At 70.0% G+C, this 14,136-nt stretch carries 11 protein-coding genes and 2 tRNA genes; 3 read left to right on the plus strand and 10 right to left on the minus strand.

Annotation, left to right across the window (positions count from 1 at the left end):
• Window positions 1–72: 72 nt before the first annotated feature.
• Window positions 73–2,691 carry a valine--tRNA ligase gene (gene valS / locus SA2016_RS11570; RefSeq protein WP_066498184.1) on the plus strand — a complete coding sequence of 873 codons (2,619 nt, stop codon included), beginning with the start codon at window positions 73–75 and terminating at the stop codon, window positions 2,689–2,691.
• 313 nt (window positions 2,692–3,004) lie between these two features.
• Here valS and SA2016_RS11575 read toward each other — a convergent pair whose 3' ends face one another.
• The 10 genes from SA2016_RS11575 to SA2016_RS11620 all read right to left on the minus strand — a co-directional run bounded on the left by SA2016_RS11575 (window position 3,005) and on the right by SA2016_RS11620 (window position 10,875).
• On the minus strand, window positions 3,005–3,625 hold the full coding sequence (locus SA2016_RS11575) for a mycothiol-dependent nitroreductase Rv2466c family protein (RefSeq protein ID WP_066498185.1): 621 nt from the start codon (window positions 3,623–3,625) through the stop codon (window positions 3,005–3,007).
• Between the two features lie 56 nt (window positions 3,626–3,681).
• Entirely contained in the window at window positions 3,682–4,962 is a 1,281-nt protein-coding gene (gene clpX, locus SA2016_RS11580) for an ATP-dependent Clp protease ATP-binding subunit ClpX (RefSeq protein WP_066498187.1), read from the minus strand.
• Window positions 4,963–5,111: 149 nt separating this feature from the next.
• Entirely contained in the window at window positions 5,112–5,771 is a 660-nt protein-coding gene (locus SA2016_RS11585; protein WP_066498189.1) for an ATP-dependent Clp protease proteolytic subunit, read from the minus strand.
• 28 nt (window positions 5,772–5,799) lie between these two features.
• Entirely contained in the window at window positions 5,800–6,423 is a 624-nt protein-coding gene (locus SA2016_RS11590) for an ATP-dependent Clp protease proteolytic subunit (protein ID WP_084249468.1), read from the minus strand.
• Between the two features lie 223 nt (window positions 6,424–6,646).
• On the minus strand, window positions 6,647–8,026 hold the full coding sequence (gene tig / locus SA2016_RS11595) for a trigger factor (protein ID WP_066498190.1): 1,380 nt from the start codon (window positions 8,024–8,026) through the stop codon (window positions 6,647–6,649).
• 67 nt (window positions 8,027–8,093) lie between these two features.
• Window positions 8,094–8,168 (minus strand) — tRNA-Pro (locus SA2016_RS11600).
• A 103-nt stretch (window positions 8,169–8,271) separates the two neighbouring features.
• Window positions 8,272–8,342 (minus strand) — tRNA-Gly (locus SA2016_RS11605).
• A 37-nt stretch (window positions 8,343–8,379) separates the two neighbouring features.
• Complete coding sequence (locus tag SA2016_RS11610) at window positions 8,380–9,321, minus strand: Fpg/Nei family DNA glycosylase (RefSeq protein WP_066498192.1); 942 nt, start codon at window positions 9,319–9,321, stop codon at window positions 8,380–8,382.
• Between the two features lie 19 nt (window positions 9,322–9,340).
• Window positions 9,341–9,823 (minus strand): ribose-5-phosphate isomerase, encoded by a 483-nt coding sequence (locus SA2016_RS11615; protein ID WP_141305513.1) that lies wholly within the window; start codon window positions 9,821–9,823, stop codon window positions 9,341–9,343.
• Between the two features lie 92 nt (window positions 9,824–9,915).
• Window positions 9,916–10,875 (minus strand): putative NADH:ubiquinone reductase complex subunit, encoded by a 960-nt coding sequence (locus tag SA2016_RS11620; protein ID WP_066498194.1) that lies wholly within the window; start codon window positions 10,873–10,875, stop codon window positions 9,916–9,918.
• Window positions 10,876–11,015: 140 nt separating this feature from the next.
• On the opposite strand from SA2016_RS11620, the gene pepN reads away from it, so the two are divergent.
• Window positions 11,016–13,571: an aminopeptidase N gene (pepN, locus tag SA2016_RS11625; RefSeq protein WP_066498196.1), complete on the plus strand. Its 2,556-nt coding sequence runs from the start codon at window positions 11,016–11,018 to the stop codon at window positions 13,569–13,571.
• Between the two features lie 10 nt (window positions 13,572–13,581).
• Window positions 13,582–14,046, plus strand: a complete 465-nt coding sequence (locus tag SA2016_RS11630) for an OsmC family protein (RefSeq protein WP_066498197.1) — start codon at window positions 13,582–13,584, stop codon at window positions 14,044–14,046.
• The last annotated feature ends 90 nt before the right edge of the window (window positions 14,047–14,136 follow it).

Genomic DNA, 14,136 nt, shown 5'->3' on the forward strand with positions numbered 1-14,136 from the left:
ATGCTAGGACCGCCGGCGCCGCGGGGCCAGGGGACGGCCACGGGCAGCAGAAAGCATGGAAGAATCGATGGCATGCCTGAAGCAGCCATCACGGGTACAGACACGCCCGACCGCACCCCGACGAATCCGACGAACGTCCCCGACAAGCCCGCCCTCGAGGGGCTCGAGGCCAAGCTCACCGAGCGCTGGCTCGCCGAGGGGACCTACCGATTCGACCCCGATACGACCCGCGAGGCCGTCTACTCGATCGACACGCCCCCGCCCACGGCGTCGGGGTCCCTGCACGTCGGCCACATGTTCTCCTTCACGCAGACCGACCTCCTCGCGCGCTACCAGCGCATGACGGGCAAGAACGTCTTCTACCCCATGGGCTGGGACGACAACGGCCTGCCCACGGAGCGCCGCGTCCAGAACTACTACGGGGTCCGCTGCGACCCGGCCATCCCGTACGACGCCGCCTACCGTCCCCCCGCGCAGCCGGCGAAGAACCAGCGCGACTTCGATGTCATCTCCCGCAAGAACTTCATCACGCTGTGCGAGGAGCTCGCGGTCGAGGACGAGAAGGTGTTCGAGCACCTGTTCAAGACGCTCGGACTCTCGGTCGACTGGGGCCTGACCTACCGCACCATCGACGACACCTCCCGGGCCGTCTCGCAGCGCGCGTTCCTGCGCAACTTCGCGGCCGGGGACGCCTACCTCGCCGAGGCCCCCACGCTCTGGGACGTCACCTTCCGCACCGCCGTCGCGCAGGCCGAGCTCGAGGACCGCGAGGTTCCCGGCGCCTACTACCGCTACGCCTTCACCGCGCCCGACGGCGAGGCGGTGCACATCGAGACAACCCGTCCCGAGCTGCTGGCCGCCTGCGCCGCCCTCGTGGCGCACCCTGACGACGAGCGCTACCAGCACCTCTTCGGCACCACGGTCGTCTCGCCGCTGTTCGGCGTGGAGGTCGAGGTCAGGGCCCACCCGCTCGCCAAGCCGGACAAGGGCTCGGGCATTGCGATGGTCTGCACGTTCGGTGACCTGACCGACGTCACCTGGTGGCGCGAGCTCCAGCTGCCGACCCGCCCGATCATCGGCCGCGACGGCCGCCTGGCCGCCGAGACCCCCGAGTGGATCACGGCCGAGGAGGGCCGCGCAGCCTACGCCCGGATCGCCGGCAAGACGGCGTTCTCGGCCAAGGAGGCCGTCGTGGAGATGCTCGCCGAGCAGGGACTGCTCGACGGCGAGCCGAAGAAGATCCTCCACCCGGTGAACTTCTACGAGAAGGGCGACAAGCCGCTCGAGGTTGTGACCTCGCGCCAGTGGTACATCCGCAACGGCGGCCGCGACGAGGAGCGGCGCGCGACCTTCGTGCAGCGGGGGCGCGAGCTGGAATGGCACCCGACGTTCATGCGCGCCCGCTACGAGAACTGGGTCGAGGGCCTCAACGGCGACTGGCTCGTCTCCCGCCAGCGCTTCTTCGGTGTGCCGATCCCGGTCTGGTACCGGCTCGACGCCGAGGGCAACCCCGACTACACGGACCCGATCGTGCCCGACGAGGCCTCGCTGCCCGTGGATCCGGTGGCTGAGCCGGCCCCCGGCTTCGCCGAGGACCAGCGCGATGTCCCCGGCGGCTTCACGGGCGACCCGGACGTGCTCGACACGTGGGCCACCTCGTCCCTCACGCCGCAGATCGTGGGCCGCTGGAGCCGGGACGATGAGTTCTTCGCGAACGTCTTCCCCTTCGACGTGCGGCCGCAGGCGCACGAGATCATCCGCACCTGGCTGTTCTCGACCGTGGTGCGCGCGCAGGAGCTCCACGGCTCGCTGCCGTGGAGGCATGCGGCGATCTCCGGATGGGTGCTCGACCCGGACCGGAAGAAGATGTCCAAGTCGAAGGGCAACGTGGTGGTCCCGACCGACATCCTCGAGGAATACGGCGCTGACGCCGTCCGCTACTGGGCGGCCTCCGCCAAGCTGGGCGCGGACACGGCGTTCGAGGTTGCCCAGATGAAGATCGGCCGGCGGCTCGCGATCAAGGTCCTCAACGCCTCCAAGTTCGTCCTCGGGCTCGGAGCGACGGAGGCGGACGTCCTCAGCGACGGTTCCGACCCCGTGCTCATCAACGCCCTGGACCGCGCGCTCCTCGCCCAGCTCGCGGACGTCGTCGAGCAGGCGGGGGCTGCCTTTGCCGCCTACGACCCGGCGAAGGCGCTCCAGCTGACCGAGTCCTTCTTCTGGCAGTTCACGGACGACTACGTCGAGCTCATCAAGGACCGCGCGTACGGCGCCCAGGGCGAGGAGCAGAAGGCCTCCGTCCTCGCCGCCCTGGCGACGACGCTCGACGCCGTGCTGCGCCTCTTCGCTCCCGTCCTTCCGTTCGCGACGGACGAGGTGTGGAGCTGGTGGCGCGCGGGGTCGGTCCACCGCGCCCCGTGGCCGGCTCCGGTGCCGGTGGCCGACGGCGACCGCGGCATGCTGCCGACGGTGGGCCTTGCCCTCTCAGGCATCCGCAAGGCGAAGTCCGAGGCGAAGGTCAAGCAGCGCACCGAGGTCCTCGCCGCCGTGGTGTCCGCCCCGGCGGAGCTGCTCCCCCAGCTCGAGGCCGGACTCGGAGACCTTCGGGCCGCGGCGAACGCGCGCTCGATCGAGCTCCGGGACGGTTCCAGTGAGGTGAGCGTGAGCGAGGTGCAGCTCGCGGACGCCTAGCCGAGGCGCCTGCGGGCAAAGGGGAAGCCCCATCAGCGTTTTCGCGTTGGTGGGGCTTCGACTTTTCGGCTGCTCGGTGACGTTCTCGCAGTCTGCTGGACTCCTTGGCATCCAGGTCTTGCCGTCCCGTCACTGGCGGCCAGTCGACGGCTTTGCCTGAGGCTGCGCCGAGTCGGCTGTCACTGGATCTTCGGTTTCCACGTCCTCATCGTCTCCGATGGGGTGCTTCCATTGTGATCTCGGGCACCCTCGGATTCAAGGGCGTCAGGCGAACTACACGAGGGTAGTTCGGGCGGGGGCGACCGCGCGGCCTTCAGTCTGCCGTGGGGCTCTCGGTGCGGGTGCGCTTGAGCTCGAAGAAGTGCGGGAACGCCGCGAGCCCGACCGCCGCGTCCCACAGTGAGCCTGCCTCCTCGCCGCGGGGCACGCGGGTGATGACCGGCCCGAAGAAGGCCGTGCCGTTGATGGCCACGACGGGGGTGCCGACGTCCTGCCCGACCTTCTCGATGCCTTCGCGGTGGCTTGCCCGCAGCTGGCGGTCGAACTCGTCGGAGTCGGCGTACTGGGCGAGCTCGGCCGGCAGGCCGACCTGCTCGAGCGCGCGGCGCACCACCTCGGTGCGGTCCGCGACCTTCTCGTGGTGGATGAGGGTCCCCATGGCGTCGTAGAGCGGCTTGATGTGCTCGGCGCCGTGAAGCTCGGCGGCCGCCACGATGACCCGGACGGGGCCCCAGTTCTCGTCCATGGCGCGCTGGTAGTCGTGCTCGAGCTCACGGCCCTCGTTGAGGACGGACAGGCTCATGACGTGCCACCTGGTCTCGATGTCGCGGACCTTCTCCACCTCCTCGATCCAGCGGGAGGTCACCCAGGCGAACGGGCAGGCCGGGTCGAACCAGAAGTCGGCGCGCTGGGTGGCGGCGGCAGGGGTGGACATGCAGGCTCCTTCGACGTTGCCGGACGGCACGGCGGGCACCGGGCCGTCGGCGGAGATCAGGCTGACTTGTTGCGGCGCTTGACGACGCTGTGCGGGATCAGGTCCGGCTCCTCCGAGCCGGCCACGACGCCGCGGGTGATGACGACACCGGAGATGTCGTCCCGGCTCGGGAGGTCGAACATGACGGGGAGCAGCACTTCCTCCATGATCGCGCGCAGCCCGCGGGCTCCGGTGCCGCGCTCGAGCGCGAGGTCCGCGATGGCCTCCAGGGCGCCCTCCTCGAAGTGGAGGTCCACACCATCGAGCTGGAACATCTTCTCGTACTGCTTCACGAGCGCGTTCTTCGGGACGGTGAGGATCTGCATGAGCGCAGGCCGGTCAAGGTTCTCGACCGTGGTGATCACCGGAAGCCGGCCGATGAATTCCGGGATGAGGCCGAACTTGAGCAGATCCTCCGGCATGACGTCTGAGTAGGAGCTCTCCTTGCTGGTCAGCGCGCTGAGGGGGGCCCCGAAGCCGATGCCCTTCTTGCCGGCACGCTGGCCGATGATCTCCTCGAGGCCGGCGAACGCGCCGGCGACGATGAAGAGCACGTTCGTGGTGTCGATCTGGATGAACTCCTGATGGGGGTGCTTGCGCCCGCCCTGGGGCGGCACCGAGGCGACCGTCCCCTCGAGGATCTTCAGCAGGGCCTGCTGCACGCCCTCGCCGGAGACATCCCGGGTGATCGACGGGTTCTCGCTCTTGCGGGAGATCTTGTCGATCTCGTCGATGTAGATGATGCCCTGCTCGGCCTTCTTGACGTCGTAGTCCGCCGCCTGGATGAGCTTGAGCAGGATGTTCTCGACGTCCTCGCCCACGTAGCCGGCCTCGGTCAGCGCCGTGGCGTCCGCGACGGCGAAGGGCACATTGAGCCGACGGGCCAGGGTCTGGGCCAGATAGGTCTTGCCGCAGCCGGTGGGACCGATCAGGAGGATGTTGGACTTGGCGATCTCGACGTCGTCATGCGCGTCCGCGAGCGAGCCGCCCTTGCTGGCGTGGCCCGACTGGATCCGCTTGTAGTGGTTGTAGACGGCGACGGCGAGGGCCCGCTTGGCCGGCTCCTGCCCGATCACGTACTCCTGGAGGAAGTCGAAGATCTCGCGCGGCTTGGGAAGCTCGAACGAGCCGAGGTCCGAGACTTCGGCGAGCTCCTCCTCGATGATCTCGTTGCACAGCTCGATGCACTCGTCGCAGATGTAGACGCCCGGGCCCGCAATGAGCTTCCGGACCTGCTTCTGGCTCTTGCCGCAGAAGGAGCACTTCAGCAGGTCTGCGCTCTCGCCAATGCGCGCCATTCGTCGATTCCCTTCCTGAAGAAGTATGACCATCCCACTGTAGGCCACCGTGCCGACAGCCGTCGTAGGACACGGCACGGGACCCCGTGCCCGGCACGGCGCCGGTCCCCGGACTACGGGGCACCGGTGCCGCGCCGAGGAGGCGGGCGTCAGCGGGTGATGGCGCTCGGACGGATCTTGCGCGACTCGAGGACCTCGTCCACGAGCCCGTACTCCTTGGCCTCGCTTGCCGTGAGGAAGAGGTCGCGCTCGATGTCCCGGCTGATGTCCTCCGGCGTCTTGTTCGAGTGCTTCGCCCACGTGTGCTCGAGCCACTCGCGCATGCGCAGCACCTCGCGCGCCTGGATCTCGAGGTCGGTGGCCTGCCCGCCAGACCCCCCGGCGAGCGAGGGCTGGTGGATCATGACGGTCGAGTTGGGCAGCGCCAGCCGCTTCCCGGGGGTGCCGGCAGCGAGGATCACCGCGGCGGCGGAGGCCGCCATGCCGAGGCACACCGTCTGGATCTCCGGCCGGATGAACTGCATCGTGTCGTAGATCGCGGTCATCGCCGTGAACGATCCGCCCGGGGAGTTGATGTACATCGTGATGTCGCGGTCCGGGTCGTTCGCCTCGAGGACGAGCAGCTGCGCCATGATGTCGTCCGCCGAGGCGTCGTCGACCTGCACGCCCATGAAAATGATGCGGTCCTCGAAGAGCTTGGTGTACGGGTCCTGGCGCTTGAAGCCGTACGGGGTGCGCTCCTCGAACTGCGGGAGCACGTAGCGGCTCGTGGGGAGGTTCGCGGGGTTGACGCCCATGCTGTAGTTCATCTCGTTGCTCCTAGTCCTTCCGGGCGTGCTACTTGTCGGTCCCGCCGCCGCCGGACACGTGGCCCGCACGCGCGGCGATCTTGTCGAAGAAGCCGTACTCGAGGGCCTCCTGCGCGGTGAACCACTTGTCGCGGTCGTTGTCCTTGAGGATCTGCTCGACGGACTGCCCGGTCTGCTCGGCGGTCAGCTCGGCCATGACCTGCTTCATGTGCAGGATCAGCTCGGCCTGGATCTTGATGTCCGACGCCGTGCCCCCGATGCCGCCCGACGGCTGGTGCATGAGGATCCGGGCGTGCGGAGTCGCGTAGCGCTTGCCCTTCGTGCCCGAGGAGAGCAGGAACTGCCCCATGGACGCGGCCAGGCCCGTCGCCACCGTCACGACATCGTTCGGGATGTACTGCATGGTGTCGTAGATGGCCATGCCCGCCGTGACGGATCCGCCGGGCGAGTTGATGTAGAGGTAGATGTCCTTCTCAGGATCCTCGGCCGAGAGGAGGAGCAGCTGCGAGCAGATCGCGTTCGCGTTGTCATCGCGCACCTCCGATCCGAGCCAGATGATCCGCTCCTTGAGGAGCCGCTGGTAGATGTAGTCCTGGCCGCCGGACCCCTGGACCGGCTCAGCCATGCTCGGCGACTTCTCCTGCTGGTGCATGGTGCGATACCTCTCGATCTGATGCACTGGGCATGGTTCGTTCTACAGGGACATTAGCCGTTTTCAGGGGCGCAATGTTCCGGCCCTGCGGGCTGTTCGCTTCAAGCGCATGCGCCCCGGGCCCGGGACGGCGAAGGCCGCCGCCCCCGTCCCTGGGGGGACGGCGGACGGCGGCCTCGTGCACCGTGCGGACCGGCGGCAAAAGTGCCCGGTCCGGATGGCGTTAGAACGTCGCGGCGGCGGGATCGTCGCTCGGCGTCGCCTCGGACTGCTGCGGCTCGGCGGCCTCGGGGGCCTCCTCCTCGTTGAGCGGGCGGACGAACTCGCTGAGGTCGACGGCGTTGCCCTCGGAGTCGGTCACCTCGGCCTTGCCGAGCACGGCGGCGAGCGCCTTGCGGCGGCGGACCTCGCCGACCATCATCGGAACCTGGCCGGACTGGTCCATGATCTGGGCGAACTGGTTCGGGTCCATGCCGTACTGGCTGGCGGTGGTGACGAGGTACTCGATGAGCTCGCCCTGCGAGACCCCGATCTCCTCCTTGTCGGCGATCGCGTCGAGGATGACCTCGTTCTTGAAGGCACGCTCCGTGTTGGCCTTGACCTCGGCGCGGTGCTCGTCGGTGTCGTGGTCCTCGTCGGCCGCGTGGCCGCCGTTCGCCGGGTTGAAGTGGGCCTCGACCTGCTCGGTCACGACGCTCTCCGGAACCGGGACCTCGACCAGCTCGACGAGCTTGTCGAGGACCTTGTCGCGGGCCTCGACGCCCTGGGCGACAACCTTCGACTGGGCGGCCTGCTTGACGAGGTCGCCGCGGAGCTCCTCGATGGTGTCGAACTCGGAGGCGAGCTGGGCGAAGTCGTCGTCGGCCTCGGGGAGCTCACGCTCCTTCACCGCGGTGACCTTGACCGTCACGGAAGCGGTCTCGCCCGCGTGCTCGCCGCCGGCGAGCTTCGTCTCGAAGACGGCCTCTTCGCCCTCGGACAGGCCCGTCACGGCCTCGTCGAGGCCCTCGAGCATGGTGCCCGAGCCGACCTGGTAGGACAGGCCCGCGGCGGAGTCGACCTCCTCGCCCTCCACGGACGCGGAGATGTCGATCGTGAGGAAGTCATCGGCCTGCGCGGGACGGTCCACCGGCTTGAGGGTGCCGAAGCGGCCGCGGAGCTCGTCGAGCGCGGTCTGGACGTCGTCGTCGCCCACCTCGGCGGCGGCGACGTCGACCTTGAGGCCCTCGTAGTCGGGGAGCTCGATCTCGGGGCGCACGTCGACCTCGACCGCGAACTTCAGCTCGCCCTCGGTGGCGGCCGGGTCCGGAACCTCGGTGATCTCGACCTCGGGGCGGGAGAGCGGGCGGATGCCGGTCTCGGCCACGGCCTGCTGGTACCAGTCGTTGAGGCCCTCGTTGATGGCGGTCTCGAGCACGTAGCCGCGGCCGACGCGCTGGTCGATGAGGCGGGACGGGACCTTGCCCTTGCGGAAGCCTGGCACCTGGATCTGCTCGGCGACGGACTTGTAGGCGGCATCGATGTTGGGCTTCAGCTCGTCGAGGGTCACCTCGACGTTGAGCTTGACCCGCGTGGGGCTGAGGTTCTCGGCAGCGCTCTTCACAGCGTGGCTCTCCTGGATGGTCGGATCATGGGTGCCGCCCTGGGCGTGATGCCTCAGGACGCGACTGTCGGGGTGACAGGATTTGAACCTGCGACTTCCTGCTCCCAAAGCAGGCGCTCTAGCCAAGCTGAGCTACACCCCGGTCTAGTGCACAGACCACGATACAGGCCCGCGACAAACCAATGCACATCAGCCCCGGGCACGGAAACGGGCCCCTCCATGGCAGGAAGGGCCCGGTGCAGGCGAGGGGGCGACGGGAATCGAACCCGCGTATCCAGTTTGGAAGACTGGCGCTCTACCATTGAGCTACGCCCCCGGGGCCCTCCAACTAAAGCGAACGGGGGGCAGGGGTGTCAAATTGCGCCACGGGCGCCGTCCGAAGCCTGGCAGACGCGGCACCAGTACAGCTTCCGCCCGGCCTCCTCGGCCATCGTCACGGCGGTGCCGCAGGCGCGGCACGGCAGGCCGTGGCGCCGGTACACGTAGTGGGCGTCCTCCGGCGCGGGAAGGTCCCGGGGGCCGGCCGGCCACAGCCGCGGATCGGTGGTGACGATCCTTCCGTGGCGCACCCCTTCGGCCATGGCCGCGACGGCGTCCGCCCAGAGGGAGAGCGCACGCTGCCTCCCGACGGACGTGCCGGGGGTGAACGGGTCGAGCCGCGCACGGAACAGGAGCTCGGCACGGTAGACGTTCCCGATCCCTGCGACGACTTCCTGATCCATGAGCAGCCGTGCCACCGGTGTGCGGCGCCGCGCGATGCGCCGGGCGAACTCCGCGGCGTCCTCGTCGCCGGACGCCCGCGGCTCCCCCGCGGTGAGGCCGCCGAGCGGGTCAGGGCCGAGACGCGCCTGGACCGCCCTGGCCTCGTCCTCGGTCTCGACCACGCACGCGCTCGCGCCGCGAAGGTCGGCCCAGCCGTGCTCGGAGACGAGTCGCGCGCGGACCGCGCCGCGGGGAGGGGGAGGCGCGGCACCCTGCTGCCGCGCGGCGTCGTCCGCTGTCTCCCGCTCCCCCACGCGCCGCGGCGCGCCGATACTCGAGGCGCCGCGGAAGGTCGCATCGCCGCCGAACTCCCACGCCCCGTACAGGCCGAGGTGGACGCGGAGCACCATCCCACCCTCGAAGCGGAGGAACAGCTGCTTGCCGTGGGCCGACGCGCCCTGGAGGACCCGGCCGTCGAGGAGGGCCGCCCCGGGGGCGAAGCGGCCCTGTGGGCTCGAGACGGCGAGCCGTTCGCCGACGAAGACGTCGCCGAACTGGCGCGCAAGGCGGTGGATGGAGTGACCCTCGGGCACGGTCGCCGGCGCCTTCGGGCTACTCGACGATCTCGCCGGAGGCCTCGTACGCGGCGATCTTGCCGATGCGCCGGACGTGGCGCTCGTCCTGGCTGAACGGCTCGGCGAGGAAGGCCTCGATGAGGGCGGTCGCCTCGTCCACGCTGTGCTGGCGGCCCCCGACGGCCACGACGTTGGCGTCGTTGTGCTCCCGTGCGAGGCGGGCGGTGTCGAGATTCCAGGCCAGCGCCGCGCGGATCCCCTTGACCTTGTTGGCCGCGATCTGCTCGCCGTTGCCCGAGCCGCCCAGGACGATGCCCAGCGCGGGCGTGCCCGCCTCCTGGTCGGCGACGACGGCGAGCGCGGCCTTGATGCAGAAGGCGGGGTAGTCGTCGAGCGGATCGTACTCGGCGGGCCCGTGGTCCACGACTTCGAAGCCCCGGCCGCGCAGGTGGGACACGAGATGGGCGGAAAGCTCCATGCCGGCATGGTCGGTGGCAATGTGGACGCGCGGCTTGGGCACGGGGTTCCTCTCCTCGAATTCGGTGGCCCCCGTCGCCGGCGCGGAGGCCGTGCCCGGCGCCTTCCGGGACCTCGCGGGGAGCGAGGTCAAGCCTACGCGCCCGAGGCGGCCCGCAGCACGTCCACGACGCGGCGGGCAGTGTCGCCGTCCCGGCCGGAGAACGTGGCACGGCGGCCGTCGTCGAGGATCACCGTGATGGCCTCGCCGCTGGCCACGAGGACGGAGCGGGACTGCCCCCGGCGCCGGTATCCCCATCCTCCGAAGTCCCTGGCGCGCACCGTCTCGAATTCGGCGCGCAGCACCCGCTCGGGCTCGAACCGGAGCACGGGGAGGACCCCGGCGAGGCGGACGACGACGGACTCCGGGCTCACCCCCACGCGGGCCACGAGCGAGGCGGCCGTGAGCGCTGCCGCCGCGGTCAGCGCCAGCGAGATCCACCAGGAGAGGACGAGCAGCAGGAGGGAGACCGAGACGCCGATGATGCTGAGCATGACGAACACGGAGGACCGCGCGTGGGCCCAGTAGGCGAAGGTCGAGGCGGCGCGCTCCGGCTCGAGCTCATCGAGGAGCGCGGCCTCGTCTTTCGGGCTCCACTGCTCCTCGGGCTTGAAGGACAGCAGCATCACGACGCTGAAGGCGACGGTGGCCCCGGACCCCATCGCCAGCACGATCGGGTCGGGATGCGAGGCGCGGGCCGGGATGCCGTCTTGGCCGATGAGGCCCGCGGCGAGCACCGTCGTGAGGAACATCGACATCCCGACGCCGCCGGCCATGAAGATCCGGCGGGAGATGGGTGGGCGGGTCAGGAGGGCGGCCTGGACGCACAGCAGCGCCCCGACCACCGCCACCAGCGCCGCACCGCCGATGAGGTAGGCGGCAAAGGGGATGAACGCCCGGCCCCCGTTCGCGTCCCACTGCCACGCCACCGGGTCGGGGACCCGGCCATGGAAGGAGAGCGAAGCCAGCCCGAAGCCCAGTGCCAGCAGCACGGGGTAGCCGATCGCGAAGCGGAGCGCCTTCCGGTCCCACCTCGCCTCCGCCGATCCCGCCATGCTCCAACGCTACTGCACCCGCACGGCCGCCCGGGGGCGCCCCAGGAAGGCGCTGGCATGCTGCGGCGCACCATGAAAGAATAATTTCAAAAGTGACCCGCACCACGCGGGCCATCGTGGCGCACATGCTTGGAGGGCACATGCCAGGGACGAATCTCACCCGCTCGGAAGCCGTCGAGAGGGCTGAGTGCATCCGGCACGTCGAGGACTACCACGTCGAGCTCGACCTCACCCGCGGAGAGCGGGTCTTCGGCTCGCGGACCACGGTGCGCTTCAGCGCGGCCGAGGGCGCGTCGTCATTCATCGACGCCATCACCGACACGGTCCGTTCGGTGACCCTCAACGGCGTCGAGCTGCACGTCGAGAAGGCCAGCGACGGCGTCCGCATCCAGCTGCCGTCCCTCGCCGCCGAGAACGTCCTCGTGGTCGACGCCGACGCCCCCTACATGAACACCGGCGAGGGCCTGCACCGCTTCGTCGATCCCGTGGACGGCGAGGCCTACCTGTACACGCAGTTCGAGGTCCCGGACTCGCGCCGCATGTTCGCCGTCTTCGAGCAGCCCGACCTCAAGGCCTCCTTCCGCTTCACGGTCACGGCGCCGTCACACTGGGAGGTCGTGTCCAATTCGCCCACTCCGGAGCCCGTGCGCGTGCCCGGCCAGGAGGCCCGCTCGACCTGGGACTTCGCCCCCACGCCCCGGATCTCCAGCTACGTCACGGCGCTCGTCGCCGGCCCGTACCAGAAGGTCGCGGACGAGCTCGTGAACGCCGAGGGCCGGACCATTCCGCTGGGCATCTTCGCGCGGAAGTCGCTCATGCAGTACCTCGACGCGGAGAACATCTTCGCGCTCACCAAGGAGGGCTTCGCGTTCTACGAGCGCGAGTTCGGCTGCGGGTACCCGTTCGAGAAGTACGACCAGCTCTTCGTCCCCGAGTTCAACGCGGGCGCGATGGAGAACGCCGGCGCGGTGACGATCCTCGAGAGCTACGTGTTCCGCTCGAAGCCCACGCAGGCGACCGTCGAGCGGCGCGCCATCACGGTGCTGCACGAGCTCGCGCACATGTGGTTCGGCGACCTCGTGACGATGCGCTGGTGGGACGACCTCTGGCTCAACGAGTCGTTCGCCGAGTTCATGTCCCACCTCGCGGCCGCCGAGGCCACCGACTTCCGCCACGCGTGGACCACGTTCGCCTCGGTCGAGAAGTCGTGGGCCTACCGTCAGGACCAGCTCCCCACCACCCACCCGATCTTCGCGGACATCAGCGACCTGGCCGACGTCGAGGTGAACTTCGACGGCATCACGTACGCCAAGGGCGCCTCCGTGCTCAAGCAGCTCGTTGCGTGGGTCGGCCAGGACCACTTCATGGAGGGCGTCCGCCGGTACTTCGCCAAGCATGCCTGGGGCAACACGGTCCTCGCGGACCTCATGGCCGAGCTCGAGGCTGCAAGCGGGCGCGACCTGACCGCGTGGGGCCAGGCCTGGCTCGAGACGGCCGGCGTCAACACCCTCTCCCCCGAGATCGAGACGGACGACGACGGGCGCATCCTCCGCTTCGCCGTCCGGCAGAGTGCCGTCCCCGACTACCCCCAGATCCGCCCCCACCGCCTCGCCATCGCCTTCTACGACCGTGACGGCGCCGGGGAGCTCGTGCGCACCCACCGAGCCGAGCTCGACGTGGACGGGGAGCTCACCGAGGTGCCCGAGCTCGTGGGGCGCCCGCGCCCGGCCCTCGTGCTGCTGAACGACGACGACCTCGCCTACGCGAAGGTCCGCCTCGACCCGGTGTCGCTGGCGACCGCGACCTCGTGCCTGAAGGACATCTCCGAGAGCCTGCCGCGCGCCCTCGTCTGGGGCTCTGCCTGGGACGGGGCGCGGGACGGCGAGACCCCGGCCCGCGCCTATGTGGACCTCGTCCTGGGCAACATCGGCGCCGAGTCGGACGCCTCCGTCGTGCAGACGCTGCTCCGCCAGCTCGCCACGACGCTCGACTACTACGTCGCCGCCGACGCGCAGCCGGAAGCCAAGCGCAGCGCGGCGGAGCGCCTGTGGGCGCTCGTCCACGAGGCGGCGCCGGGCTCTGACTCCCAGCTGCAGTTCGTGAAGTCCTTCTCGGCACTCGCCTCGTCCGAGGAGCACCTGGACGCGGTGGCCGGCCTCCTCGACGGATCCGCGCCGATCCCTGGCCTCGACGTGGACCAGGACCTCCGCTGGGAGCTCGTCGCCTCACTCGCCTGCGGCGGCCGGATCGAGCGGGCGCGGATCGAGGACGAGCTCGCCCGGGACACGACCTCGACGGGGCAGTGCGCGGCGGCGCTCGCCACGGCCGCGCTGCCGACCCCGGAGGCGAAGGCCGAGGCGTGGGAGTCGATCGTGGTGAAGGGCACGCTCTCCAACGCCATGCAGCAGGCTGCGATCAACGGCTTCGCACGTGTCCACGACGCGGCGCTGCTCGCCCCGTTCGCCGAGAAGTACTTCGAAGCGGTGCCGCGCATCGTCGCCGAGCGCACCCACGCCCTCGCCCAGCAGGTCGTGGTCGGGCTCTACCCCGCGCGCCAGACGACCCAGGCCATGCTCGAGCGCACCGATGAGTTCCTCGCGTCCCTCGGGCCCGACCAGGCCGCCCTGCGCCGCATGACCCTCGAGAACCGCGACGGAGTGCAGCGGGCCCTGCGCGCCCAGGCCGCCGACAGGTAGCCTGCCTTCCATGGCGATCGGAGAGCACCACTACAGCGTGTCCGTGACATGGACGGGCAACCGCGGCACCGGCACGTCCGGCGTGCGCGACTTCGGGCGTGAGCACGACGTCGCGCTGCCGGGGCTGCCCGTCCTGCCCGGCACCGCCGACCCCGCGTTCCGCGGAACGGCCGACCGGTACAACCCGGAGCAGCTGCTGCTGGCCGCGCTGGCCCAGTGCCACATGCTCAGCTATCTGTTCGAGGCGGCGCGGGCGGGCGTCGTCGTGACCGGGTACTCCGACGACGCGACGGGGACCCTGACGGTCCACGGCTCCTCCGGGGAGTTCACCGAGGTGACGCTGCGTCCGCGCGTCGAGCTCGCGGACGAGTCTCAGCGCGCGCTCGCCGACAGGCTGCACGACGACGCGCACGCGACGTGCTTCATTGCGCGATCCGTGAACTTCCCCGTCAGGCACGAGCCGGCAGCACCCTGACGCCCCCAGGTCGTTAAGGTGGAAGGGCCACCATCCCCCAGACAAGGAGGCCCCCGACAGTGCAATCCGGCCTGTCCGCGATCCCGCGTG

This window comes from Sinomonas atrocyanea, from assembly GCF_001577305.1.
In the GTDB taxonomy this organism is placed as follows: Bacteria; Actinomycetota; Actinomycetes; order Actinomycetales; family Micrococcaceae; genus Sinomonas; species Sinomonas atrocyanea.

Excerpts from the sequence above, each read along its gene's own strand:
- valS (WP_066498184.1), top strand. The coding sequence starts at position 73 with ATGCCTGAAGCAGCCATCACGGGTACAGACACGCCCGACCGCACCCCG.
- SA2016_RS11575 (WP_066498185.1), bottom strand. The coding sequence starts at position 3,625 with ATGTCCACCCCTGCCGCCGCCACCCAGCGCGCCGACTTCTGGTTCGAC.
- SA2016_RS11585 (WP_066498189.1), bottom strand. The coding sequence starts at position 5,771 with ATGAACTACAGCATGGGCGTCAACCCCGCGAACCTCCCCACGAGCCGC.
- clpX (WP_066498187.1), bottom strand. The coding sequence starts at position 4,962 with ATGGCGCGCATTGGCGAGAGCGCAGACCTGCTGAAGTGCTCCTTCTGC.
- SA2016_RS11630 (WP_066498197.1), top strand. The coding sequence starts at position 13,582 with ATGGCGATCGGAGAGCACCACTACAGCGTGTCCGTGACATGGACGGGC.
- pepN (WP_066498196.1), top strand. The coding sequence starts at position 11,016 with ATGCCAGGGACGAATCTCACCCGCTCGGAAGCCGTCGAGAGGGCTGAG.
- SA2016_RS11590 (WP_084249468.1), bottom strand. The coding sequence starts at position 6,423 with ATGCACCAGCAGGAGAAGTCGCCGAGCATGGCTGAGCCGGTCCAGGGG.
- SA2016_RS11620 (WP_066498194.1), bottom strand. The coding sequence starts at position 10,875 with ATGGCGGGATCGGCGGAGGCGAGGTGGGACCGGAAGGCGCTCCGCTTC.